Consider the following 21,744-nt stretch of genomic DNA (forward strand, 5'->3'; position numbering starts at 1 on the left):
GCGGTGCCCCTGCGCCCGCCCGTGATCGCCTGGAGGATCCGTGACCCCGCTGACCCGACTCAGCCTCGCCAACCGCGCCGTCGTGGCCCTGTTCACCGTGCTCATCGTCGGAGCGGGCCTGTGGGCCACCGGCAGCATGAAGCAGGAGCTGCTGCCGTCGATGTCGCAGCCCGCGGCGGTCGTCCTCGTGACGAAGCCCGGCGCCTCGGCCGAGACCCTCGACCACGACGTGGTGAAGCCGCTGTCCGATGCGCTCGGTTCCGTGACCGGGGTGGACGAGGTGCGCACGAGCACCTCGAGCGACAGCGGGCAGCTGACCGTGAACTGGGCGTTCGGCCGCGATGACACCAAGATCCTCGCCGATCTCAAGGCCGCAGCGTCCGCCGCCGGATCCGCCGCGGACGGCGTGCACACCGAGGTCTATGCGGGCAGCTCCGCCGACATCCCGGTGCAGAGCCTCGCGATCACGGGTGACGGCGAGATCGGCGCCCTTGCCGAGCGGGTGGACAAGACCCTCGTCCCTGCGATCGAGCACGTGCCGGGTGTGCGTGCGGTGCAAGTGTCGGGTCGCGCCTCCGAGCGCGTGCTGGTGACGCTGGATCCGGCCAAGCTGTCGGCGCGGTCGATCGATGCGGCCGCGGTGTCGGGGATCCTGCGCACCGCAGGCGTCGTGGTGCCGGCGGGCACCAGCAGCGACGGCACGCGCGCCATGGCGATCGAGGTCGGCCAGGAGGGCACCTCGATCGAGCGCCTGTCCGCGATGCCGATCCCGTCGATGCAGGGGCCTGTGCCGCTGTCCGAGGTCGCGACCGTCGAGCTCGCACCCGTCCCGCAGAGCACGATCTCGCGCGCCGACGGCCGTCCCGCGCTGAGCCTGACGATCACCAAGACGCCCGAGGCGAACGCCGTGCAGGTGTCGCATGCGGTGACGGCCGCGGTCGCGAAGGCGCTGCCCTCTCTCGGCGCGAACGCCGCGAGCTCGGTGCTGTTCGACCAGTCCACGATGATCGAGAAGTCGACCCATGATCTCGCCGTCGAGGGCGGTCTCGGTCTCGTGTTCGCGGTGCTCATCATCCTGGTCTTCCTGCTCTCGCCCAAGGCCACCGTGATCACGGCCGTCTCGATTCCGCTGTCGCTGCTCATCGCGGTGATCGGGCTGCGCGTCGGCGGCTTCTCCTTCAACGTGTTCACGCTGGCCGCACTGACCGTCGCGGTGGGGCGCGTGGTCGACGACTCGATCGTCGTCATCGAGAACATCGCGCGGCGACGCGGATCCGCACCGCTCACCCCTGCCGACGTGCTGGCCGCAGTGCGCCAGGTGGCCGGCGCCGTGACGGCGTCGACGCTGACGACGGTCGCGGTGTTCCTGCCGGTCGCCCTCGTCGGTGGCATGGCCGGGGAGCTGTTCCGCCCGTTCGCACTGACCGTGACCATTGCGCTGCTGGCCTCGCTGCTGGTGTCGCTGACGATCGTGCCGGTGCTCGCGTACTGGTTCCTGCGCCGTCCGAAGAGGGGCGCCGTCGCGAAGGCCGAGGCCGCGGATGCCGAGCAGGCGGCGATGACCGCCGTCGAGAGCACGGATCCCACGGACGCCGCCGTAGCGGATCCGCAACAGGCCGGCACGTCGGGCGTGACCGCCGCGGGCGCTGATGCGGCGGCGCAGGATCCCGCCGAGCGCGTCACGCGCATGCAGCGGGCCTATCTGCCCTCGCTGCTGTTCGCGCTGCGCCGGCCGGTCACGGTCGTGCTGATCTCGGTGGTCGTGTTCGCCGGCACCATCGTGGCGGCGACCTTCCTGAAGACCGACATGCTCGGCAGCTTCGCCGACGAGCGCGCGGTGACCGTCACCCAGACGATGCCGCTGGACACCACGCTCGCCGTGTCGGACAAGGCCGCGACCGCGCTGGAGAAGAAGGTCCGCGATCTCGACGGGGTCGCCTCGTACCGCACCACGGCGGGTGAGCAGGGGGCGCCGGTCACGCTCGACATCGTGATCGCGCCGGATGCGGATCCCGAGGCCGTGCTGCCGCGGATCCGCAAGGCCGTCGCCGGGCTCCCGGAGGCCGACCGCATCACCGTCTCGACCCAGGCGACGCAGACCACGTCGTCGTCGATCGATGTGATCGTGAAGAGCCCCGATGACAAGGCGCTGGCGAGCGCGTCGGAGATGCTCACGGCGGCTCTCGGCAAAGTGGACGGCATCGGCACGGTGAAGAGCGACCTCGCCGCGGATCTGCCCGTGCTGAAGGTGTCCGTCGACCCCGCGCGTGCGGCGGCGCAGGGCTTCACCACCGCCGAGGTGGGGGCCGCGATCTCCGCCGCCGTCCAGGGCGAGCGGCTCGGCTCCGTCAGCATCGACGGCACCGCCACGGATCTGGTGGTCCGTGCGCAGTCGACCGCGACGGACCCCGAGGCGGTCAAGGCGCTTACTCTGCCGATCTCGGCTCTGCAGGCCCAGAAGACGCAGAAGGACGCGGCGGATGCACTGCAGCGCGAGCAGGAGACGATGTCCGCCCAGGCGCGCACCGAGGCGGAGAACAAGGCCGATGAGCAGCTCTCCACGCTGTACGACGCCCGCTCCTCCGGGGCGGCGGACCTGGCCGCGCTGCGCGAGCAGCTCGCGCAGCTGCTCGCCTCGCCGCCGCCCGCCGACCCCCAGCCCGCGACGCAGGGCCAGCTCAGCGCACTCGAGTATCAGAAGCTCGTGCAGCAGCTCACCCAGGCCGTGGCCGGGGCCGAGAGCGGGCTGACGGGCCTCGACGAGCAGATCTCCGCGGCGCGCACCGCGATCGCCGACGGGTCGCGCCAGCAGGCCGAGACCGACCGGCTCACGCAGGCGCAGCGCGACCTCGAGCATCTGCGCGCGACGCCGATCCGCGTCGGCGACATCGCCGCCGTGGATGTGGTCTCGGCTCCCGCCACGATCACCCGGATCGACGGCGCTCGCGCGGTCACGATCTCGGCCACGCCCGCAGAGAGAGCCGACCTCTCCACGGCGTCGTACGGTGTGCAGACGGCGGTGGCGGGAGTCGACCTGCCAGCCGGCGTGAACCTGGACGAGGGCGGCGCCGCCGCTGAGCAGGCACAGTCGTTCGGCGAGCTCGGGCTCGCGATGCTCGCCGCGATCGCCCTGGTCTACATCGTGCTGGTGGCGACGTTCCGCTCCCTCGTGCAGCCGCTCCTCCTGCTGGTCTCGGTGCCGTTCGCGGCGACGGGGGCGATCGCGGGGCTCCTGATCACGGGGACCCCGCTCGGGATCCCGGCGCTCATCGGCATGCTCATGCTGATCGGCATCGTGGTCACGAACGCGATCGTGCTGATCGACCTCATCAACGAGTACCGCCGGAACGGCTCGGGACTCGACGATGCGGTCGTGCACGGGGCGCGCCTGCGCCTGCGGCCGATCATCATGACCGCGTGCGCGACGATCTTCGCACTCATCCCGATGGCGCTCGGCATCACCGGCGGCGGGGCGTTCATCTCCCAGTCGCTCGCGATCGTGGTCATCGGCGGGCTGGTCTCGTCCACGGTGCTCACCCTGCTGCTGGTGCCCGCGCTGGTCGTGCTCTACGAGCGCCGCGGGGATCGCAGGCAGGCGCGGAGGGAGCGTCGCGAGGCCCGTCGCGAGCGCCGTAGCGCCGGCGTCGAGGTGTTCGAGAACGGACAGGATCCGGCGTCGTCCGAGGCGGAGACGGCCGCCGCGCTGCCGCTGAGCGCCGGCGAGCCCGTGTCACGCTCGTCGTGCACGACCGCGGACCGGGCGGCCTCGGCCGACCCGGAGGACCGTGGGAGACTGGCGACGTGACCGACGGCTCCGCGCGCGCCCTGGATCGCGCCGCGTCGCGCTGGCAGCGCCATCCGCACTGGGCCGACGCCCTCACGACGCTCAGCTGGGTCGTGCTGACCGTCGTGCCGATGCTCGGGACGGCCCCCGCGGAGGACCCGGTGGTCGTGCGGCCCGGCGGAGTCTGGGGCATCGGCCTGGGACTCGTGGTCGTGGCGATCGTCGCGACCGTGATGGTGCTGTTCCGCCGGCGCAACCCGATGCTGCTGTACCTCGTGACGCTGACGCTGCCGCTCGTACTGCTGCCGTTCTGGCTGGATGTGGGAGCGTTCGCCGTCGCCTACGCGGTCTTCGCGATCGCGGTGTACGACCGGATGTCCCGCGCGTGGATCGCCGGCGCGATCGCCTATGCGGTGACCCTGGCGCTGGGCGGTGTCCATCTGCTCACCGGGTTCGGGTTCGCACCGGTGAACCGTTCGGGCTCGCGGCTGGACACGGCGTTGTCCTGGGCGGCGTTCGACCTGCTGCTTCTCCTGGTCGCACTGCTGTGGGGGCAGAACGCGGGAAACCGCCGCCGGTATGTGGCGGCGCTCGTGGAGCGAGCGCGGATCCTCGAGCACGAGCGTGATCAAGAGGCGCAGCTCGCCGCTCTCGCCGAGCGGTCGCGCATCGCCCGTGACGTGCACGACATCGTGTCCCATTCGCTGAGCGTGATCGTGCGGCTGGCCGACGGCACGAGGGCCATCTTCGACGCGGATCCCGACCGAGCGCGCGAGGCGGTGGGCCAGATCGCCGGAGTGGCGCGTTCCTCCCTCGACGAGATGCGGCGGGCGATCGGGGTGCTCGAACGGACGAACGGGCAGGAATCGACGCGCAACGGCACGGGTCTGGACGACCTGCCGCGCCTCGCCGAGGTCTACCGGGGGATCGGGCTGCCGGTGCGGCTGGACCTCGACCTGGGGCGCGCGGAGCAGGCGGTCGGCACCGGATCCGCGTCCGGCGCTGCGCAGGGGGTCCCGGCGGGTCTGCAGATGACGGTGTTCCGGGTCGTGCAGGAATCTCTCACCAACGCGCTGCGGCACGCCGAGACGCCGACCCAGGTGAGGGTCGAGGTGCGGGTGACCGCCGAGGCCATCCACGCCGAGATCCGGGACGACGGCGCGACGACCCCGGTCGCGCCCGAGGGCGCCCGCGCAGGGCACAGTGCTCCGCCGGAGCGTGTGCGCATGGAGGGATCCGAGCCCACGGCGCCTTCCGGCCGCGTGGGCCGGGGCCTGCTCGGGATGCGCGAGCGTGCCGCCCTCTACGGCGGTGCGCTCGAGGCCGGACCGGCTGTGCCACGGGGCTGGGTCGTGCGCCTGGCGTTGCCGAGGAGCGCGTCATGACCGCGATCCGGGTGCTCATCGCCGACGATCAGGCCCTGATCCGCGCCGGTCTTGCGATGGTGCTGGGCGCGCAGCCGGACATCGAGGTGGTGGGGGAGGCGCAGGACGGGATCGAGGCGGTGGCGCTCGCGACCGTGCACCGGCCCGACGTCGTGCTCATGGACGTGCAGATGCCCCGCAAGGACGGCCTGGAGGCGACCAGGGAGCTCGTGGCATCGGGCAGCGGGATCCGCGTCCTTGTGCTCACGACCTTCGATCTCGACGCCTATGCGTTCGGTGCGATCGACGCCGGCGCCAGCGGCTTCCTGCTCAAGGACTCGGATGCGGACGACATCGTCGCCGCGATCCGCGCCGTGGCCGCCGGCGACGCCGTGCTCGCACCAAGGGTCACCTCGGAACTGCTTCGGCGCTTCGGCGTGCTCAGCCGCGCCGCGGAGGACCCCGGCCGCCGCGCGAGGGACGACGACCGCGCCGCCGCCGCGGCGCGGCTGCAGGTGCTCACCGACCGTGAGCGCGAGGTCTTCGACGCACTGGTGCAGGGGCTGTCCAACGCCGAGATCGCGGAGAAGCTCTGGCTGAGCGAGTCCACGGTCAAGACCCATGTCGGCCGGGTGCTGCAGAAGCTCGGCATGCGTGATCGCGTGCTGGCGGTCGTCTTCGCGTTCCGCAACGGCCTGACCGACTCGCAGTGACGGCACCGACTACGCTGAAACCGTGCTGCTGAGCGACAGGGACATCAGGGCGGGGCTCGACGCGGGGCGGATCGGACTGGATCCGCTCGAACCGTCGATGATCCAGCCGTCGAGCATCGACGTGCGGCTGGACCGCTACTTCCGGCTGTTCGACAACCACAAGTACCCCTTCATCGACCCGGGCGAGGATCAGCCCGAGCTGACCAGGCTGATCGAGGTCGAACCGGATGAGCCGTTCGTGCTGCACCCCGGCGAGTTCGCGCTCGGCGCGACCTTCGAACAGGTCTCGCTCTCGGACGACGTGGCCGCGCGCCTCGAGGGGAAGTCGTCGCTGGGCCGCCTCGGACTCATCACGCACTCCACGGCCGGCTTCATCGACCCCGGCTTCACGGGGCACGTCACGCTCGAGCTCGCCAATGTCGCGACCCTGCCGATCAAGCTCTGGCCGGGCATGAAGATCGGTCAGCTGTGCTTCTTCCAGCTGTCCTCGCCGGCGCAGAACCCCTATGGATCCGGTCCGTACGGCAACCGCTACCAGGGGCAGCGCGGCCCGACCGCCTCGCGCTCCTTCCAGAACTTCCATCGCACCGACGTCGGAGTCACCGACGCGGGATCCACCGGAGGCTGACATGACCGCGGACGAGACGGATCCGACCCGGGACGAACCGTCCTCCGCGCCCGCACCGCCCGGTCCGTCGGTCGCGCCGACCCCGTCCGTCGTCCCTGAGCCGCCCGTCCACGATGCGCCCGAGCCCGGGCGTGCCGACGATCCGACGTCGCTCCCGCAGCCGGCACCGCTTCCTGGTGATGCCGATCCGGCGCCTGTGCCCGTGGAGAGCGAAGGGCTGGCGCGGATCCTCGCCGACCCCCAGATCGCGCCCGCCCGGGACGACGCCGAGCTCGCGCGACTGCTCGCCAGCCCTGAGGCGGCAGCGCCCGCGGAGGAGACTCCGGGCCTCGCCGCGATCCTGGCGGATCCCGACCCCGCGCTGTTCGGCGAGCCGGCCTCCGAGGCCCGGTCGGGCACAGAAGCCGCACCCGACACCGCGCAGACGACGGGGCACCCGTCGGCGCCGGGGGCCGCCGTGAGGCAGACCTGGGATTCCCGCCGCGACGCCAAGCCCCCGCGTGCCGACCCGACGCCCGCGGGCATGGTCCCCGCCCGCGACTCCGATCCGGTGCCGCCGACCGGACTGCCGCTTCCTGCGCTCCCGCCGGAGCGGCCAGGATCTCCGCCGTCGGCCCCCGAGGCGGGTAGAGGCGGCTACCCCGGCCTGGTGGCGCTGGTGTTCCTGATCCTCGTCGTGCTGCTGATCGGTGCGATCGTGCTGATCGCCGTGCTCATCGCGAACGCGGCCTGGCCGTTCCCGGTCGCCGCCGCGGTGCCGGCCGTGCTGCCGCTGCTCTGACAACCGCCGCGATCGAGCACGCCCGGATCCGATCCGGACGATCGGTCGGATCGGCCGGACGCACGGTCGGGCGCCGACCCCCGTCCTGCGCCAGGCTGGAAGCATGACCACCACCGCCCCTGTGCCCACGATCGCGGCTTCCGCCCCGCGCCGGCTGAACTACGGCGCCTTGCTCGCCATGATGGCGACGGCGTTCCTGCTCGTCACGGCGGAGTTCCTCCCCGGCGGCCTGCTCACCGACATCGCGGCCGAGATCGGCGTCACGCCCGGTCAGGCCGGGCAGATGGTCACCGTGACGGCGCTCGCCGGGCTCATCGTGGCTCCGACCATCGGCCTCATGCTGCCCCGCCTGGACCGCCGCTCCCTGCTGGTGTGGATGGCGATCGGCGCGGCCGTGTCGAACCTGATCGTCGCGGTCGCTCCGAACCTGCCGCTGCTGCTGGTCGCGCGCGTGCTGCTGGGCGCCGCGCTGAGTGGCTTCTGGTCGATGTCTGTCACGGTCGCCGCGCGGATCGCCGGTCCGGAGCGCCTGGGGCGGGCGATGATGTTCAACTCGGCGGGTGTGTCGCTCGCCACTGTGGCGGGTGTGCCGGCGGGCGTGCTGCTCAGCCAGGTGCTCGACTGGCGCGGGGTCTTCGGGATCGCCGCGGCGGCCAGCGCGGTGCTCGCCGTCCTGCTGCGGATCCTGCTCCCGAGCGTGCCCGCAGAGGGGGCCGCACGGCTGTCCACTCTGGTCGAGACGTTCCGCCGCCGCGGTATCGGCCTGGGCGTGGTGGGCCACGTGCTGGTGGTGCTCGGGCACTTCCTCGCCTATACGTACATCCGGGTCGCGCTCGAGCGCGTGCAGGAGGGCGGTGCCGCGATCACCGAGGGGACGATCATCCTGCTGCTCGCACTGTTCGGCATCGGCGGCTTCATCGGCAACATCGCGATCGGCGTGATCGTCGACCGCCGCTACCGCACGCTCGCCGTGATCACCCCGCTCGTGATCGCCGGCGCGGTGCTGCTGATGGACGCGATGACCGGATCCCTCTGGGCGATCGGCGTGGTGGCGTTCGTCTGGGGATTCTTCTTCGCCTCGTGGCTGCTGATCGTGAACACCTGGATCGGGCACCGCATGCCGGACCGGCTCGAGGCGGGCGGAAGCCTCGTGGTCATGGGATTCCAGGCGGCGATCATGACCGCTGCCGGCGTCGGCGGCCTGCTGGTGGACGGCATCGGGATCGCCCAGGTCTACGTGATCGGCGCGGTCGTGCTGGTGGTCGGAGCGCTGCTGTTCGGGGTATCGAGCAGGATCAGCGCCCGCGCGGATCGCTGAGCGGAGCAGCGCGCCGCAATTCTGGAGGACGATGGCAACTCTGCAGGAGGATCCGGGCGGATCCGTCCTGAGAAGTTGCCATCGTCCTTATTGCGGAATCACGGAAGCGTCCGGGCAGGAGCGGATGCGCCCGAGACGGATCCGGTCCGGGCGCGACAGCGAGCCGGACGTCGTCCGCGCCCGCGCGGATCGCTGAGCGGAGCAGCGCACCGCAATTCCGCGGGCGCGTCAGGCGGTGCGGGCCTCGCGCCACGCCGTCGGGGTCTGGCCCGTGCGGCGGCGGAAGGCGCGACTGAAGCCCTCGTCGGAGCTGTAGCCGAGGTCGCGGGAGATCTCGCTGACGAGGCAGCCGAGCACGAGCCGGTCCTGGGCGGCGCGCATCCGCACCTCGGTCACGTAGCTCGCGGGCGAGGTGCCGAAGGCGGCGCGGAAGCGTTCTGCGAACACCGTCCGCGACATGGCGCCGACGCTGGCGAGACCCTCGACGCTCCAGTCGTTGCCGGGTGCGGCGTGGATCGCGTCGATCACCTTCTCCAGGAAGGGGTCGCTCGTGCGCGCCGGCCACCCCGCGGGGGCGCAGCCGTGCGCGGCCCAGGCGCGGATCACCGACGCGAGCACGGTGTTCGCCATCATGCGGCAGATCACGGCGTCGCCGTCGCGGCCGGCGGCTTCGAACGCAGCGGCGTCGACCGGCAGGGCTGTGAGATCGAGTCCGACCTGGGCGGCCAGCGCGGCCGCCGCCGGCTCGTGGTGGGCGAAATCGCGCACCAGGGCCACGTCGGGCAGGGCGTTCGCGATGTGCGCCGCGTGCGGCACCAGCGTGAGGGTGGAGACGAGGATCCGGGTGCCGGGATCGGTCTTCACCGACATCGGCACCCGTCCCGGCGTCAGCATGGCGTCGCCCCGCGCGAGGGACATCGGCTTGTCGCCGCAGCGGGTGTGCACGGCGCCATCGATGACGTACACGATCGACAGCGCGTCACGGTCCAGCGCGATGGTCTCGGCCGGATCCGGCGCGATCCGCACCTGCCGCATCAGCCGCACGTCGACAGCCGAGAGAAGCGCATCGACCGCGCCGCCGGTGGGCGGGATCGCGCCCGGCACGACGACGGCGGGCGTCGTCCTGTCCGGGGCGAGAAGTGTCATGTGAAAGGGAAACCGAGGCCGCGCGGCCTCTATTCCGGCGGCCGGCGGAGGAGACGGGTCCGGCCCCTGCCGCGTGCGCGGACAGGGGCCGGAAGGGGAAGCGGATCAGCCGTCGTGACGACCGCCGTGCAGGTGGATGTGGATCTGCTCCGGCGTGTGCCGGTGGAATCCGCGGCGCGGGCCCATCCCGCGCTGGTGCTCGCCGTGCCGGTGCCCGCGCGGGCGCTCGCCGTGCTGACGCTCGCCGTGGGAGTGCTTGCCGTGCTGGTGCTCGCCGTGCTGACGCTCGCCGTGCGAGTGCTCGCCGTGCTGACGTTCACCGTCGGCGTGTCCGTCGCAACGGTGCTGGTGGCGGGCGTGCTCCTGACGGAGGTGCTCGCGCTGCAGCCACTCGCGGCCGAAGCCGGGGTGGTCGGCGAACCGGCCGAAGCCGGGGCGCTCGCCGAAGCCCGGACGCTCGCCGCCGGCGAAGCGCTCGCCGCGTCCGAAGCCGGCCTCGCCGTGTCCGAACCCGGCCTCGTGGCGGTGCTCACCGTGGCTGCGGCGGTGGTCGCCGTATCCGCGGTGGTGCCTGCGGTGGCCACGGCCGTGGCCACCCTCGCGGCGCTCGCCGGCGCGACGACGAGGCAGGCGAGTGCCCTCCTCGTAGCCGAGGCTGCGGGCGAGCTTCTCGAGGGAGCCCGTCATCGTGGCGAACTCGTCGGGCTCGAGGGCACCGGCGACCTGCGCGCGGATCTCCTCGACGGCGGTGGTCAGGCGAGCCTTGGCGGCCGTGCCGTCCGTGGTGAGCGCCCAGCCTTCAGCGCCGGGCTCGACCCAGCCGAGCGCGACCAGGCGGCGATCCTTGTCGGCCGGAAGCTCGCGGCCCGTCGGAACGGTGCCGTCGATGACGTTGAGGATCCGCCAGTCGCGGCGGGTGATCCCCTCGTCCTCGAACGCGGTGGCGAACTTGGCCGCCATCAGGCGGTCGACGGCGGTGATCCAGAAGCCGAACGGGCGGCTCCGGTCAGTGGGCGTGTTCTGTGTGTTGTTCTCTGCGGTGTTCATGCGAAGTCCTTCAGGTCTCGGGGCGATGACCGGCTGCTCGGCGCCGTTCGCGGCGGGGCTGCCTCTCCGGACTCTCCGGATCCATGTCATCTGCCATGTATATGCAGTGTGACATGCAATCCGGATCCATGTCAAGTCGCATGTAAAATCGGAGCATGCCTCACGATGCCGAGAACCCGGATCCCCTCGACGCGATCGTCGCGGCGCTCGGCCTACTGCGCGGTCGGGGCCTGCGCCCGCCGCGCGAGCATCGGCACGGGATGCACGATCCCGACTTCGGGCATGGTGGCGACGGATTCCGGGGCCGCGGCGGTCCGCACGTGCGCGGCGCGCACGGAGCCGCGCACGGGGATCCGCGCGCGCGCGGGGCGGGGCCGTGGGACGGTGCTCGCGGCGAGGCGCCTGCGCGGCTGCGCATGCTCGAGGCGCTGGCCCAGGGCCCGCTCAGCGTGAGCGCGCTGGGTGAGGCGATCGGCGTGGATCAGCCGCGCGCATCGCGCCTCGTGCAGCAGGGTGTGGAACGAGGCTGGCTGCTTCGCGAGGCGGACCCGGACGACGCCCGTCGTACCCGCATCGTGCTCACCGACGAGGGGCGGCGGATGGGCCGCGGCATCCGCGGCGACCGGCGCGAGGCGTTGCGAACGGCGATGTCGGCGCTGACGGCCGAGGAGCAGGCCGAGTTCGCCCGCCTGCTGGCCAAGGTCGCCGCCAACTGGCGCTGAGCGGCCGGTCTGTCGCTCAGGGCGCGGCGACCCCGCAGGGTCTCGCGGGGTCCGACGGGTTCGGCGGGGCTATGCGACCGCTCCGCCGCGAGCCGAATCCGCTTCGGCCGGATCCGCTTCAGGTCGCACTTTCTGCTCTTCGGAGCCGCCGTTCGGCGCAGAAAGTGCGACCTGAGTGCAGAGAGTGCGACCTGAGTGGAGAGAGTGCGACCTGAACTGGCCGGGCGGAGGTCCGGGCCGCCGGATGTGCTCTGCCGAGATCGGGCCTGGGGCGCGTCGATCGAGGCATCCTTCCTCGGCCCAGGGCTGACGGCTCGGCAGGTTAGCGTGGCTGTATGCGTTTCACTGCCTTTGCGGCGTACTCGGCGGGGGTGGGCATGGCGGCCGAAGTCATCCCCGAGATGCAGAACAGCGACTACGAGTCCGGGATCGTCCAGATCTGCGACGAGGCCTGGCATATCCGTACCGCGCGTAACACTCCGACCAAGCCGGGCGCCTTCGTCGCGTTCTGGCAACGAGACGCTGAGGGGAGCACGGCGCCGTTCAGCGATGACGATCCCGCTGCGGGTCTGCTCGTCTTCGTGGAGCAGCAGGGTCGGAGAGGGGTGTTCCGGTTCACCGGCGCGCATCTCACGGAGCTCGGCATCACGGCGGGAAGGCGGCCGGGCAAGCGTGGCTTCCGGGTGTATCCGAGCTGGTGCGCGGGCTTGAACGTCCAGGCCACGGCCACGCAACGTGCTCAAGCGCCCGCGTTCCAGGAGTTCTGAGCTCAGGTGGTGCTGGTGAGCCGATGGGTTGCGGTGGGCGATACGGCCTAGCGCGAGAGGTGGACGCTGCGCCGCGTCTCCTTCACCGGCAGGAGCAGGAGGAGGCCGGCGAGCAGCACCGCCACGATTCCGAGGATCCCGAACTTCGTGTTGCCGGTCAGCAGGATCAGCACCGTCCAGGCGCCCTGGGCGATCCAGCTCGCCGCTCGGCCCGTCGTGGCGTAGAGGCCGAAGACCTCGCCCTCGCGGCCGGCCGGGGTGACCCGGGCCAGGAACGACCGCCCTGCCGACTGCGCGGGCCCCACGAACGCGCACAGGATCAGGCCGCCGATCCAGTAGGCGATCCGCCCGGTGTCGACCAGGGCGAACACCGCGATGCCCGCGACGCACATGCAGGCGAGCGAGATGAGGATCAGCCGCTTCGGGCCCCAGCGGTCATCGAGACGCCCGGCCAGGATCGTGGACACGCCCGCGATGAGGTTCGCGGCGACGCCGAAGATCACCAGCTCGATGAATTTGAAGCCGAAGACCGTGCTCGCGATCACGGCGCCGAACGTGAAGACCGCGCCCAGGCCGTCGCGGAACACCGCGCTCGCAACCAGGAACCAGAACGTGGTGCGTGTGGTCGGGTTGCGGTAGAGCCCGATCACGTCCTTCACGAGCAGCGCGTACGACGCGAAGAAGCCGACCTTCCGGTCCGCCCGTCCCAGCGACGGCTCCGGCACGTTCAGGAAGATCGGGATCGAGAACGCGATCGCCCACACCGCGCAGCCGACGGCGATGATGCGGAACGGCAGACCGCCGTCTGCGGAGAGCCCGAACCAGTCCGCCATGTAGAACACGATCACCAGCACGAGCGCGACGATGCCGCCCAGATAGCCGAAGCCCCAGCCGAGGCCCGAGATTCGTCCGACCGTCTTCGAATTCGCGATCGAGATGAGCATCGCGTTCGAGTTCACCGAGGCGATCTCGCTGAACACGACGCCAGCAGAGATCAGCGCGACGCCCAGCCAGAACAGAGACGGCGTCGGGGTGACGAACCAGAGCCCGAGCATGCACAGGATCAGGGCGCCGGTGCCGATGCCGAGCCACAGCTTCTGGCGGCCGGCCGCGTCGGCACGCTGTCCGAGCACGGGCGCGAGCAGCAGGATCGCGAAGCCGGCGATGGTACCGCCGAGCCCGAGGCCGCTCGTGAGCTCGGCGATGCCGGCGACCTTGGCCGGGTCCTTGTCGGCCAGCGAGGCGAGGTCGGTCGGCAGGAACGCGTCGGACGTCAGATACAGCGCGGTGAAGATGAAGGTCAGGATCACCGAGTGGAACGGCTGCGTCGCCCAATCCCAGAGCGCCCAGGAGTAGATCTGCTTCTTCGGCGCCGGCTCGTCACCGCGCAGCTCGAGGCCCACCACCGCGACGGCTCCGCTGTTCGCGGTCGCCTGGGGTTCGGGATGATCGCCGTTGCTCATGCAGGAAGTCTCGTGTGTGCCGGTGAACGAGAGGTAGCGGCGCGCCGATGCGCGATCCGCGGTCCTGTCGGCGCACTTCTGGTCGGTGGACTCCGTTCCGAACTCAGTCGATCCGGTTGATTCGAGTGCCTGATGCGGCGTAGCGGGCAGAATCGACTGAGTTCGAGACGCCGGACCGCGCCTCAGCGGCGAGGCGCCCGTGGCACGATGAACCCATGACGGGTCGAGTGGTCGCGGTTTCTACCAGCCCGGTGCACGGGTTCAGCAAATCCACGCAGGGCGAGATCGCACTGGTCGAGGGTGTGGGGGTCGCCGGCGATGCCCACGCCGGTCCCACGGTGCAGCACCGCTCGCGGGTCGCCGTGGATCCCTCGCAGCCGAACCTCCGTCAGGTGCACTTGATCCATGAGGAGCTCTTCGGCGACCTGGGTGCGGCGGGCTACGAGGTGGCGTCGGGGCAGCTGGGCGAGAACATCACGACCGGCGATGTGGATCTGCTGGCTCTGCCGGTCGGGACGAGGCTGCACATCGGATCCGAAGCGGTGGTCACCGTGACCGGGTTGCGCAATCCGTGCCAGCAGATCAACGACTTCCGGTCCGGGCTGCTGAAGCGGCTCGTGCATGCCGACGGTGAGGGCTCCGTGGTGCGGCTGGCCGGGGTGATGGGCATCGTCTCACGCGGTGGATCCGTGGTCCCCGGAGATGTGATCGAGGTCGAATTGCCGTCCCCGCCGCACTTTCCACTGACCCGGGTCTGATCGCCCGTGCTGCCCGTAGTGCTCGTGGAGGGAGAAAGCGACAGGCTGGCCCTGATCGCCGCGGCAGAGCTGCGCGGCGACGGTGTCCGGGCGGAGGTGGTCTCGCTCGGTGGCATCACGAACCTGCGGTCCTGGCTGCAGCGGCGGGATCCGGCAGTGCCGGTGCTCGGTCTCTACGACGCGGCCGAGCTGCGGTACGTGCTCGGTGCCCTCATCGCCGCGGGCGTGCTGCCCGACGGCGAGACGGATCCGGCCGCCGTGACGCGCGTCGGCTTCTTCGGCTGCGATCGGGACCTCGAGGACGAGGTGATCCGCGCTGCCGGATCCGATCTGGTGCTGGAGACGCTGGCGACGCGTGGCGAGCTCGCGCTGTTCCGGGTGTTCCAGGGTCAGCCCGCACAGCGGGTCCGCTCGATCGAGGCGCAGCTGCACCGCTTCGCCGGCACCGCGAGCGGCCGCAAGACGCGGTTCGCGGCCGACGTGGTCGCCGCTCTCCCGATCGATCGGATCCCGGGTCCGCTCGTGGCGCTGCTCGACGCGGTCGCGGAGGTCGTGGCGCGGGCCTGACGCCGTGAAGCCGCGGATGACCGACCGGATCCGGTGGATCTGGGGGCGGGCGGATGCGGACGCTTCTGGAGCGGGCGCTTCTGCAGGACGGATGCACGTTCCAAGGACGGATTCGCGGATTCCGTCCTGCAGACCTGCATTTCTCCTGCGGAGCTGCGCCCCGGGCCGGCCCGCCACGCGCCGGGTCAGTGGGCCGTCGCGACGCCGATCGAGTCGTGGATCATCACCGCGGCCACCCGCGCTCCGGCACCGGCGGCCACGATGAGCTGCTGCGGACCGGGCGAGGCGACGTCGCCCGCGGCGTAGAGTCCGGGCACGCTGGTGCGGCCCGCTCGGTCGGCGGCGAGGTGGCCGTGCGCGTCGAGGTCGGGCGCGAGTGCGGGCAGGAACGAGAGGTCGGTCTCCCATTCGGGGCGCACGAAGCCACCTTCGACCGCGTGCATGGATCCGTCGGCGAGGCGGATGCCGGTGAGCGCCCCGCGCTCTCCGTACAGCTCGGCGATCGGGCTGCGTTCGACCGCGATCCCGGCGGCCGCGAGTTCGGCCTCCTCCGCGGTGTCGATGGTGTCGGCGCCGTTCGTGAAGACCGTGAGCTCCTTCGTCCACCGCGCGATGAGCCGGGCTCGGGCGGCGAGGTCCGACGTCTCGCCGATGAGGGCGAGGGGGCGGTCCTGCAGCTCCCAGGCGTCGCACGCCGCGCAGCTGAACAGGCTCACGCCGTAGAACCCGCGCAGGTTCGGCACCTCGGGCAGCGTCTCGCGCAGGCCCGTGGCGAGGAGCACGCGGTGTGCGGCGATCCGTACCTCGGGGGCGCGTCGGCCGATCTCGGCGACGAACCCGGATCCGTCGGCCTCGATCTGGAACACCCGCTCGCGGGTGCGGATCGTGACGTTCGGGTAGGCGGCGAGCTCTTCGCGCGCGATCCGCCGCAGCTCGTGCGGGGGGATCCCATCCCGGGTGAGGAAGCCGTGCGAGATGAGGGTCGCGGCGTTGCGCGGTCGGTCCGCGTCGACGACGAGCACGCGCGCCAGAGAGCGCGCGAGGTTCAGTGCGGCAGAGAGCCCGGCCGGCCCTCCGCCCACGATGAGCACGTCGTAGACGTCGTCAGTCATGCCCGTCACCCTGCGGCGGGAGAGCGGCGACGACGGGGTGGTCGAACGCATAGGGACCAACCTTGGCGGCGCCGCCCGGGGATCCGATCTCGTCGAAGAACTCCACGTTGGCCTTGTAGTAGTCCGTCCACTCGTCGGGGAGGTCGTCTTCGTAGTAGATCGCCTCGACGGGGCAGACCGGCTCGCAGGCGCCGCAGTCGACGCACTCGTCGGGGTGGATGTAGAGGGAGCGCTCGCCCTCGTAGATGCAGTCCACGGGGCATTCGTCGATGCACGCGCGGTCCTTCACATCCACGCAGGGCAGCGCGATCACGTAGGTCATCGGGCGAGCGCTCCGGTGCCGGAAAGCGCAGAGCGGCGCGAGATCTCCACCTGCTCCTCGCGCGGCACGACCTTGACCCGCTCGCGCGAGTGCTGGTGTGCGGCCCCCAGAGCGCGCTCGTGCGCGTCGAGCTCGAGCCACCCGTCCCACGTGGTCACCTCGACCTCGCGCTCGGCGAGGAGTTCCAGCACGTCGGCGGACTCGGTGGGGGCGACGAGTCGACCGGCCTCGGCGTCCTCGAGCAGGTTCGCGATGGTCTCGGTTGCATCGGACTTGGTGTGCCCGATGAGGCCCACCGGACCGCGCTTGATCCAGCCGGTCGCGTACAGCCCCGGCGTGCCGTCGACGCGGCCGCTCTCGTTCGGCACCACGCCGCGCTGGGCGTCGAAGGGGGCGTCGACGATCGGCGAGCCGAAGTAGCCGACGGCTCGGTACACGGCGGTGATCGGGTACTCGACGAACTCGCCGGTGCCCGAGACGGATCCGTCCTCGGCCGGAGCGGTGCGCTCGAAGCGCACCTTCTCGACGCGATCGGATCCGATGATCGCCACCGGCGCGTGCCAGAAGTGCAGGTGCAGCCGGCGGCGGGCGCCGGTCGATTCGCCCCGGTTCTCGGGACGGTCGCGCCAGGCGTTCAGCGTGCGCAGCATGATCTTCAGCTGGTTGTTGGGCGCGGCGGCCGGATCCACGCCCTCGAAGTCTGCGTCATCGACGAGGATGTCGACTCCGGCGACCTCGCCCAGCTCACGCAGCTCGATCGGGGTGAACTTGATGTCGGCGGGCCCGCGGCGGCCGAACACGTGCACGTCGGTGACGGCGGACGCCTCGAGTCCCGCGAGCACGTTGTCGGGCACCTCGGTGCTGCGCAGGTTCTCCGGCAGCTTCGCGAGGATGCGGGCGACGTCGAGCGCGACATTGCCGTTGCCGATCACCGCGACCTGCTCGTCCACGAGCGGCCAGGTGCGCGGCACATCGGGGTGGCCGTCGAACCAGGAGACGAAGTCGGCGGCGCCGTAGGATCCGGGCAGCTCGGCGCCGGGGATGCGCAGGGCGGCGTCGCGGATCGCACCGGTCGCGAGCACCACGGCGTGGTAGCGGGCCTGCAGCTCGTCGAGGGACACGTCGCGGCCGACCTCGATGTTGCCGAGGAAGCGGATCGTGCGACGCTCGGCATCGACGCCCTGAGCGTCGAGCATCTCGTGCAGCGAGTTCACGATGCCCTTGATACGGGGGTGGTCGGGGGCGACGCCGTAGCGGATCAGCCCGTAGGGCGCGGGCAGCGACTCGAACAGGTCGATCTCGACGGTGCTGAACGTGTCGCCGGCTGCGCCGACGGTGCCGAACGTGTCGCCGGCTGCGCCGACGGACGAGCCGTTCGCGCGGGCGGCGACGGCGTTCGCGAGGATGTTGCCGGCGTAGATCCCGGCAGGGCCCGCGCCGACGATCGCGACGCGGAGCGGGGCGGAGGAGTTCAGAGCGGTCACGGCTGCAGGGTCTTTCGGTCGGATCGGGCGGAGTCGGATCGGGAGGAGGAGAGGAGCTTCTCGAGCAGGGCGGCCCCGGTCTGCGAGGGCGAGGCGTGCGGGCTCAGCCGCACCACGTCGCCCACGACGACGACGGCGGGGTTGCGCACCTGACGCACCGCGGCCACGGCGGCGATCGTGCCGAGCGTGCCGATCGTGACGCGCTCGCCGGGGCCGTAGCCGTCCTCGACGATCGCGACGGGGCAGTCGGCGCCGCGGTCACCCCGGGCGAGGATCCCCGCGGTGTGCGCGAGCGTGCCGATGCCCATGAGCAGCACGACCGTGTGGTCGGATCCGCCAGGCAGCTGCTCGATCGGATCGTGCGCGCTCGCGACGGTGAAGGCCGTGGCGACGCCGCGGTGGGTGAGCGGGATGCCGGCGACGGCGGGCACCGAGATCGCGCTGGTGATGCCCGGCACGACCTGTACCGCGATGCCCTCGGCCTCGCAGTAGAGGGCCTCCTCGCGGCCGCGGCCGAGCACGAACGGGTCTCCGCCCTTGAGGCGCACGACCTCGCGCCCGGCACGCGCATGCCGCACCAGCAGAGCGTTGATCTCGTGCTGGGGCACGGGGTGGTGGCCGGGGGTCTTGCCCACATCGATCACCTCGGCGGTGAGGACTGTGCCCTCCGCGGCGAGCTGGTCGAGCACGGCGCGCGCACCCAGACGATCGGCGACGATCACATCGGCGCGCTCGAGGGCGCGCAGTCCTCGGATCGTGAGCAGGCCGGCGTCGCCGGGGCCGGCCCCGACGAGGGTGACGGTTCCGTTGGTCATCATGCGCCTCCGAGCAGAAGTCCGCGGCGGCGCAGCACGGCCCGCTCCAGCGGGGCGAACAGCACCAGCTCGATCAGGATGCCGATCGCCAGGATCAGGATGATGGTCGCGAGCACGCCCGGCAGGTCGGCGAGCTGACGGGACTGGTCGAGCATGGATCCGAGTCCGAAGCCGATGGATCCGCCGGTCGCGATGATCTCCGCCGCCATCAGTGACCGCCAGGAGAACGCCCAGCCCTGCTTGAGGCCGGCGAGGTAGCCGGGCAGAGCAGCCGGCAGCACGATCGCGGTGGCGGCCTGCCAGCGGTTCGCGCCGAGCACGGTGCCCACACGGCGCAGCTGCGGCTGCACCTGGTCGATTCCGGAGAGCAGTCCGTTCACGATCGAGGGGATCGCGCCCATGAGGATCACGAAGTACACGGTCGCATCGGACAGGCCGAACCAGATGATCGCGGCGGGCACCCAGGCCACGGACGGCAGCACCTGCAGCCCCGAGATCAGGGGTCCGGCGGCACGGCGCAGCAGCTTCCACTCAGCCAGCAGCAGGCCGATCGGCGTGCCGACGACGATCGCGATGACGAAGCCGATGCCGCCGCGCTCGAGGCTCGTGAGCACAGCCTCCTGCAGCCGGCCCGCCTGCCAGGCGTCTCCGAGCGCGCCCAGCACCTGCAGGGGGCTCGGCGCCTTGTCGGGCCGGGGGTTCGCGATGACGATGTACAGCTGCCAGGCGGCGAGCAGCAGCACCAGCAGACCCACCGGCGGCAGGATGGCACGCAGGCGCTCGCGGGTGGGGGAGACGGATCCGGCCTCGGCGGTCTGCAGCCGGTCCAGGCCCGCTTCGAGACGGGCGAGGTCGTCGTCGGTGCGTCGTCCGGTCCCTGAGCTTGTCGAAGGGACCTGCCCCGCCCCCAGGGATGTCGCTTCGACAGGCTCAGCGACCGGGATGATCTTGTCAAGAGGCATTGCGGCGGATCTCCTTCCGCAGCTCGACGGTGATCTCGGCGGCCAGCGCCGACACCTCGGGCGACTCGATACGACGGCCGCGGGTGCGTGCGACGCGCCATTCGCGCGAGATCCGGCCGGGGCGGCTGCCGAGCAGCACGACGCGCTCGCCGAGGCGGGCCGCCTCGCGCACGTTGTGGGTCACGAACACGATCGTGCGGCCTGTTTCGCGCCACACGTTCTCCAGCACCTCGTGCAACAGGTCGCGGGTGATCGCGTCGAGCGCGGCGAACGGCTCGTCCATGAGCAGCACCGGCCGGTCCTGGGCCAGGGCGCGGGCGAGCGCGACACGTTGCCGCATGCCGCCGGAGAGCTCGTGCGGGCGCTTGTCCGCGGCGTCCGCAAGGTTCACGATCCCGAGCAGGCGCAGCGCCTCCGCCCGCCGCTCCGCGCGCGGCACCCCGCGCAGACGCAGGGCGAGTTCGACGTTGCGCCGGGCGCTCAGCCACGGCATGAGTGCCGCATCCTGGAACATCACGGCGGCGCCCTCGTCCGGAGCCGTCAGCGAGCCCGAGCTCAGCGGCTCGAGGCCCGCGATGAGGTTCAGCAGGGTGGACTTGCCGCAGCCGCTCGCGCCGAGCAGGCAGACGAACTCTCCCGGCAGGATGTCCAGGGAGATGTCGTCGAGCACGACGGGGCCGGATCCGTACCGCTTGGTCACATGCGCGAGGCGCACGGCCGGATCCACCGGATCCGGTGCGGGCAGGACCGGGGTGACCCCGTCGAAGCTCGGCGCGAGCGGGGCGGTCATTTCTTCGTTCCCAGCCCGCCGTCGCTCACGGCCTTCTCACCGCGCTCCTTCAGGGCGGCGTTCAGCGCCGCGAGATCGAACAGGCCGTCGATCGAGCCCTTCGTCTGCGTACCGGCGGTGACGCCGTTCTTGACCAGGGTCGCGAACGCCTTCGCGTTCGGATCGGCCGAGAACGACACCGTGCTGAGCGCCTTGGTCAGCACCGCGTCCGAGAGCGGCTTGCCGGTCGCGGCCTTGAGCGCGTCGTTGACCGCACCGGGCAGCTCGGTCTTGTGCTTCGCGATCCAGTCCAGGGAGTCGAGGTGACCCGCCACCAGCTCCTTCACGGCGCCGGGGTGCTTGTCGGCGAAGTCCTTGCTGACCAGCAGCACCGTGGTCGGGAAGGTTCCGTCGGGCCACAGGTCGCGCTCGTCCTGCAGGACGTGCCCGCCGGCCTCGACGACCAGACGCGAGGCCCACGGCTCCGGAACCCAGGCGCCGTCGACCTGTCCGTTCTTGAAGAGCGTCAGGGTCTGCGCGTTCTCGGTCGGCGTGATGTTCACATCGCCGCCGCCCGTGACGCTGGTCTTCAGCCCCTTCGAGGAGAGCCAGGTGCGCAGTGCCACGTCCTGCGTGTTGCCGAGCTGCGGGGTGGCGAGCGTCTTGCCCTTGAGGTCGTCAGCGCTGGTGATGCCGTCGCGCACCACGAGGGCCGCGCCGCCGCTGGTCGCTCCGGCGATCACGCGCACGGAGGCGCCGCCCGATTTGATGAACGAGTTGATCGCCGGGTTCGGGCCGATGTAGGCCGCGTCGATCGCACCCGCAGTGAGCGCCTCGATGGCCGCGGGGCCGGCGTTGAACACCTCGGTCTTGAGCTGGGTCGCGCCGAGCTCCTTCTGGATCAGGCCCTCCTGCAGGCCGACCAGGGCCGGGGTGTGCGTGACCGTGGCGAAGTAGCCCAGGTGCAGCTCCCCGAGGTCGTCGTGCGTCGGGGAGGCCGACGGGCCGGAGGCCGCAGCCTGGCCGGAGGCGCAGCCGGCGAGCATCGCCATCGCGAGTCCGAGAGAGGTGAGGGCCGTGCTGATGCGGGTCTTGCGATTCACTGTCGCCTCCTTAGGGCGTTTCTTGGGTGGGTGTTGCGGGTCTGGTTCTTCTTCGTGGTCGTTGAGCGACACTTCGGCTCGCTTCGCTCGCTCAGTGCGGGTCTGCGCGAGACGAAACG

At 71.5% G+C, this 21,744-nt stretch carries 20 protein-coding genes; 10 read left to right on the forward strand and 10 right to left on the reverse strand.

Translation table 11 applies throughout. The features are described from left to right. Positions 1-40: 40 nt before the first annotated feature. From AC1DMN_RS02960 to AC1DMN_RS02985, 6 genes are all read left to right on the forward strand, one after another. Complete coding sequence (locus AC1DMN_RS02960) at positions 41-3,805, forward strand: efflux RND transporter permease subunit (protein ID WP_477230121.1); 3,765 nt, start codon at positions 41-43, stop codon at positions 3,803-3,805. After that, positions 3,802-5,169 carry a sensor histidine kinase gene (locus AC1DMN_RS02965; RefSeq protein ID WP_477230122.1) on the forward strand — a complete coding sequence of 456 codons (1,368 nt, stop codon included), beginning with the start codon at positions 3,802-3,804 and terminating at the stop codon, positions 5,167-5,169. The genes AC1DMN_RS02960 and AC1DMN_RS02965 overlap by 4 nt, the downstream gene beginning before the upstream one ends. Continuing rightward, on the forward strand, positions 5,166-5,861 hold the full coding sequence (locus tag AC1DMN_RS02970) for a response regulator (RefSeq protein ID WP_440732532.1): 696 nt from the start codon (positions 5,166-5,168) through the stop codon (positions 5,859-5,861). Before AC1DMN_RS02965 ends, AC1DMN_RS02970 begins: the two co-directional genes overlap by 4 nt. A gap of 22 nt (positions 5,862-5,883) precedes the next feature. After that, positions 5,884-6,489, forward strand: coding sequence for a dCTP deaminase (dcd, locus tag AC1DMN_RS02975; protein WP_477230123.1), 606 nt, complete (start codon positions 5,884-5,886; stop codon positions 6,487-6,489). Between the two features lies 1 nt (position 6,490). Further along, positions 6,491-7,270: a hypothetical protein gene (locus tag AC1DMN_RS02980; protein WP_441977865.1), complete on the forward strand. Its 780-nt coding sequence runs from the start codon at positions 6,491-6,493 to the stop codon at positions 7,268-7,270. 103 nt (positions 7,271-7,373) lie between these two features. After that, complete coding sequence (locus AC1DMN_RS02985; RefSeq protein ID WP_440732529.1) at positions 7,374-8,588, forward strand: MFS transporter; 1,215 nt, start codon at positions 7,374-7,376, stop codon at positions 8,586-8,588. A 228-nt stretch (positions 8,589-8,816) separates the two neighbouring features. Here AC1DMN_RS02985 and AC1DMN_RS02990 read toward each other — a convergent pair whose 3' ends face one another. Further along, a complete protein-coding gene (locus AC1DMN_RS02990; RefSeq protein WP_440732528.1) occupies positions 8,817-9,734 on the reverse strand; it encodes a helix-turn-helix transcriptional regulator in 918 nt (305 codons plus the stop codon). Positions 9,735-9,839: 105 nt separating this feature from the next. Next, complete coding sequence (locus AC1DMN_RS02995; RefSeq protein WP_477230124.1) at positions 9,840-10,781, reverse strand: hypothetical protein; 942 nt, start codon at positions 10,779-10,781, stop codon at positions 9,840-9,842. Positions 10,782-10,936: 155 nt separating this feature from the next. Between AC1DMN_RS02995 and AC1DMN_RS03000 the strand changes: the two genes are divergently transcribed. Both AC1DMN_RS03000 and AC1DMN_RS03005 read left to right on the forward strand, forming a co-directional pair. Further along, positions 10,937-11,503: a MarR family winged helix-turn-helix transcriptional regulator gene (locus AC1DMN_RS03000; protein WP_441977867.1), complete on the forward strand. Its 567-nt coding sequence runs from the start codon at positions 10,937-10,939 to the stop codon at positions 11,501-11,503. Positions 11,504-11,838: 335 nt separating this feature from the next. Continuing rightward, positions 11,839-12,270, forward strand: coding sequence for a MepB family protein (locus AC1DMN_RS03005; RefSeq protein WP_477230125.1), 432 nt, complete (start codon positions 11,839-11,841; stop codon positions 12,268-12,270). A gap of 47 nt (positions 12,271-12,317) precedes the next feature. On the opposite strand, the gene AC1DMN_RS03010 is transcribed toward AC1DMN_RS03005, so the two are convergent. Then, positions 12,318-13,733 (reverse strand): MFS transporter, encoded by a 1,416-nt coding sequence (locus AC1DMN_RS03010; RefSeq protein WP_477230126.1) that lies wholly within the window; start codon positions 13,731-13,733, stop codon positions 12,318-12,320. A 215-nt stretch (positions 13,734-13,948) separates the two neighbouring features. Here AC1DMN_RS03010 and AC1DMN_RS03015 point away from each other — a divergent pair, with 215 nt between their 5' ends. Beyond that, the gene (locus AC1DMN_RS03015; RefSeq protein ID WP_440732523.1) at positions 13,949-14,491 is read left to right on the forward strand and encodes an MOSC domain-containing protein; all 543 of its coding nucleotides are present in this window, start codon (positions 13,949-13,951) and stop codon (positions 14,489-14,491) included. A 6-nt stretch (positions 14,492-14,497) separates the two neighbouring features. Then, a complete protein-coding gene (locus AC1DMN_RS03020) occupies positions 14,498-15,058 on the forward strand; it encodes an ATP-dependent endonuclease (RefSeq protein WP_477230127.1) in 561 nt (186 codons plus the stop codon). Positions 15,059-15,243: 185 nt separating this feature from the next. On the opposite strand, the gene AC1DMN_RS03025 is transcribed toward AC1DMN_RS03020, so the two are convergent. The 7 genes from AC1DMN_RS03025 to AC1DMN_RS03055 are packed head-to-tail and all read right to left on the reverse strand — an operon-like array spanning position 15,244 to position 21,625. Then, positions 15,244-16,170: an NAD(P)/FAD-dependent oxidoreductase gene (locus AC1DMN_RS03025; RefSeq protein WP_477230128.1), complete on the reverse strand. Its 927-nt coding sequence runs from the start codon at positions 16,168-16,170 to the stop codon at positions 15,244-15,246. Next, a complete protein-coding gene (fdxA, locus tag AC1DMN_RS03030; RefSeq protein ID WP_440732520.1) occupies positions 16,163-16,492 on the reverse strand; it encodes a ferredoxin in 330 nt (109 codons plus the stop codon). Before fdxA ends, AC1DMN_RS03025 begins: the two co-directional genes overlap by 8 nt. Then, a complete protein-coding gene (locus AC1DMN_RS03035; protein WP_477230129.1) occupies positions 16,489-17,976 on the reverse strand; it encodes an FAD-dependent oxidoreductase in 1,488 nt (495 codons plus the stop codon). The genes fdxA and AC1DMN_RS03035 overlap by 4 nt, the downstream gene beginning before the upstream one ends. After that, positions 17,973-18,791, reverse strand: a complete 819-nt coding sequence (gene cobA, locus AC1DMN_RS03040) for a uroporphyrinogen-III C-methyltransferase (RefSeq protein WP_477230130.1) — start codon at positions 18,789-18,791, stop codon at positions 17,973-17,975. The genes AC1DMN_RS03035 and cobA overlap by 4 nt, the downstream gene beginning before the upstream one ends. After that, positions 18,791-19,753, reverse strand: coding sequence for an ABC transporter permease (locus AC1DMN_RS03045; protein WP_440732517.1), 963 nt, complete (start codon positions 19,751-19,753; stop codon positions 18,791-18,793). Before AC1DMN_RS03045 ends, cobA begins: the two co-directional genes overlap by 1 nt. After that, entirely contained in the window at positions 19,743-20,543 is an 801-nt protein-coding gene (locus AC1DMN_RS03050; RefSeq protein WP_440732516.1) for an ABC transporter ATP-binding protein, read from the reverse strand. The genes AC1DMN_RS03045 and AC1DMN_RS03050 overlap by 11 nt, the downstream gene beginning before the upstream one ends. Next, a complete protein-coding gene (locus AC1DMN_RS03055) occupies positions 20,540-21,625 on the reverse strand; it encodes an ABC transporter substrate-binding protein (RefSeq protein ID WP_477230131.1) in 1,086 nt (361 codons plus the stop codon). Before AC1DMN_RS03055 ends, AC1DMN_RS03050 begins: the two co-directional genes overlap by 4 nt. Positions 21,626-21,744: the final 119 nt, after the last annotated feature.

Source organism: Microbacterium sp. 01T413_2 (genome assembly GCF_056398985.1).

Coding starts and splice junctions, on each gene's coding strand:
- AC1DMN_RS02970 (WP_440732532.1), top strand. CDS start 5,166: ATGACCGCGATCCGGGTGCTCATCGCCGACGATCAGGCCCTGATCCGC.
- AC1DMN_RS02980 (WP_441977865.1), top strand. CDS start 6,491: ATGACCGCGGACGAGACGGATCCGACCCGGGACGAACCGTCCTCCGCG.
- AC1DMN_RS02985 (WP_440732529.1), top strand. CDS start 7,374: ATGACCACCACCGCCCCTGTGCCCACGATCGCGGCTTCCGCCCCGCGC.
- AC1DMN_RS02990 (WP_440732528.1), bottom strand. CDS start 9,734: ATGACACTTCTCGCCCCGGACAGGACGACGCCCGCCGTCGTCGTGCCG.
- AC1DMN_RS02995 (WP_477230124.1), bottom strand. CDS start 10,781: ATGAACACCGCAGAGAACAACACACAGAACACGCCCACTGACCGGAGC.
- AC1DMN_RS03000 (WP_441977867.1), top strand. CDS start 10,937: ATGCCTCACGATGCCGAGAACCCGGATCCCCTCGACGCGATCGTCGCG.
- AC1DMN_RS03005 (WP_477230125.1), top strand. CDS start 11,839: ATGCGTTTCACTGCCTTTGCGGCGTACTCGGCGGGGGTGGGCATGGCG.
- AC1DMN_RS03010 (WP_477230126.1), bottom strand. CDS start 13,733: ATGAGCAACGGCGATCATCCCGAACCCCAGGCGACCGCGAACAGCGGA.
- AC1DMN_RS03015 (WP_440732523.1), top strand. CDS start 13,949: ATGACGGGTCGAGTGGTCGCGGTTTCTACCAGCCCGGTGCACGGGTTC.
- AC1DMN_RS03025 (WP_477230128.1), bottom strand. CDS start 16,170: ATGACTGACGACGTCTACGACGTGCTCATCGTGGGCGGAGGGCCGGCC.
- fdxA (WP_440732520.1), bottom strand. CDS start 16,492: ATGACCTACGTGATCGCGCTGCCCTGCGTGGATGTGAAGGACCGCGCG.
- cobA (WP_477230130.1), bottom strand. CDS start 18,791: ATGACCAACGGAACCGTCACCCTCGTCGGGGCCGGCCCCGGCGACGCC.
- AC1DMN_RS03045 (WP_440732517.1), bottom strand. CDS start 19,753: ATGCCTCTTGACAAGATCATCCCGGTCGCTGAGCCTGTCGAAGCGACA.
- AC1DMN_RS03050 (WP_440732516.1), bottom strand. CDS start 20,543: ATGACCGCCCCGCTCGCGCCGAGCTTCGACGGGGTCACCCCGGTCCTG.